This window comes from Allosphingosinicella sp., assembly GCF_036403745.1.
Lineage (GTDB): Bacteria > Pseudomonadota > Alphaproteobacteria > Sphingomonadales > Sphingomonadaceae > Allosphingosinicella.
This window is the reverse complement of the sequence record NZ_DASWQI010000009.1, coordinates 1-1,784: the sequence shown is the minus strand read 5'-3', so window position 1 is coordinate 1,784 and position 1,784 is coordinate 1. Positions and strand designations below refer to the sequence as shown.

1 protein-coding gene, 2 pseudogenes and 1 other annotated feature are annotated in these 1,784 nt (G+C 66.3%); of the genes and pseudogenes, 2 read left to right on the top strand and 1 reads right to left on the bottom strand.

What is annotated here, in order from left to right; translation table 11 throughout:
* Positions 1–138, top strand: a pseudogene (locus VGC56_RS01760) (DDE-type integrase/transposase/recombinase); the annotation flags it as partial.
* 51 nt (positions 139–189) lie between these two features.
* Positions 190–1,418 (top strand): IS3 family transposase gene (locus tag VGC56_RS01755; protein ID WP_464122840.1). Its coding sequence is split into 2 segments (ribosomal slippage): positions 190–478 and positions 478–1,418, totalling 1,230 coding nucleotides; the frame shifts between segments, so codons are not numbered across the junction.
* Positions 471–587: a sequence feature (AL1L pseudoknot), on the top strand. Its footprint overlaps the gene before it by 117 nt.
* Before the next feature lie 36 nt (positions 1,419–1,454).
* Here VGC56_RS01755 and VGC56_RS01750 read toward each other — a convergent pair.
* Positions 1,455–1,784 (bottom strand): annotated as a pseudogene (locus VGC56_RS01750) (3'-5' exonuclease); the annotation flags it as partial.

Genomic DNA, 1,784 nt, shown 5'->3' with positions numbered 1-1,784 from the left:
GACAAGCACGGCACGCCGGTGGACTTCCTGCTCACGGCCAAGCGCGATCTGGACGCCGCCAAACGCTTCTTCCGCAAGGCTTTGCAGGATCAGCCGCTGCTATCGCCCGACCGGATCGGCACGGATGGTGCCGGCACCTTGAACCGCCCCGGGTTTTCCGGAGGCTCCAACTCTTGCGAGGATGGAGCCATGACGAAGCGAACCCCACCCTATTCCCCTGAAGTCCGCGAGCGGGCCGTGCGGATGGTGCTCGACCATCAGGGCGAGCACGGCTCGCAATACGCGGCGATCCGCTCGATTGCGGCCAAGATCGGCTGTTCGGGCGAGACGCTGCGCAACTGGGTCCGGCAGGCCGAGCGCGACCAAGGCGTGCGGGCTGGCCCGACGACGGACGAGCGCGAGCGGATCAAGGCGCTGGAGCGGGAGGTCCGCGAGTTGCGTCAGGCCAACGAGATCCTGCGCAAGGCCAGCGCCTATTTTGCGATGGCGGAGCTCGACCGCCGGTTCCGGTCATGATCGCCTTCATCGACGACCATCGCGCGGTCTACGGGGTCGAGCCGATCTGCAGGGTGCTGCCGATCGCCCCGTCGACCTACTACACGCATGCCGCGCGACGGGCCGAACCTGACAGGCTGCCAGCCCGGGCCAAGCGGGACGCGGCGCTCACGGTCGAGATCCAGCGCGTGTACGAGGCGAACTTCTGCGTCTACGGCGTCCGGAAGGTCTGGCGGCAACTCGCCCGCGAGGGGATTGTGATCGCCCGTTGCACGGTGGCGCGGCTGATGCGGGCGATGGGCCTGAAAGGAGTTGTACGGGGCAAGACGGTCCGCACCACCGTTCCGGATCCGGCCGCGGTCTGCCCGCTCGACCGGGTCAATCGCCAGTTCAAGGCGCCGCGCCCGAATGCGTTGTGGGTCTCGGATTTTACGTACGTCGCGACCTGGACCGCGTTCGTCTACGTGGCTTTCGTCATCGACGCCTATGCCCGCCGGATCGTCGGCTGGCGCGTGTCACGCTCGGCCCGTGCGGACTTCGTCCTCGATGCCTTGGAGCAAGCCCTTCATCAGCGCCGGCCCTTCGCCGGCAGCGGGCTCGTGTGTCACTCGGACAGGGGGTCGCAATACGTGAGCATTCGCTACACCGAGCGCCTCGCCGAGGCCGGCATCGAGCCCTCCGTCGGCAGCGTCGGGGACTCCTACGATAACGCCCTCGCCGAGACGGTGATCGGTCTCTTCAAGGCCGAGGTGATTCACCGGCGCGGCCCGTGGCGCTCATTCGAGGCGGTCGAGTTCGCCACCCTCGAATGGGTCGATTGGTTCAACACTCGGCGGCTTCTCGAACCCATCGGCAACGTCCCTCCCGCTGAAGCCGAAGCGGGCTACTATGCCCAGGCCAAGGTGCAAACCCTGGCCGCTTGAGCCAAACAAAACGGCCTCCGGGAAAGCTGGAGCGGTTCACTTGAGCCAATAACGCAGCGCTTGGTTGTTGTGAGCGGGCGCGTCGGGCCAAACGCGCATCGCGCATTTGTACGTGCAGATCGCCGGGCGACCTTGCAGATGGTCGCCAAGCCACTGAGCCTCAAATTTCCAGTTGTGTGCGGCGAAGGCTTGCACGCCTACGTCCATATGCCGGTCCATGTAGACGTCGAGGTGCTCTGCAAGCGGGCGGCACTGCGCCACGTCAGCGTCGACGATGTGGTGGATCGCAGAGGCTGGCGCCGGGATCGGGACGGAGGGCCGGACCAAGTCCGACCCCACGATGATGACGTGCCCATTGACGATGTC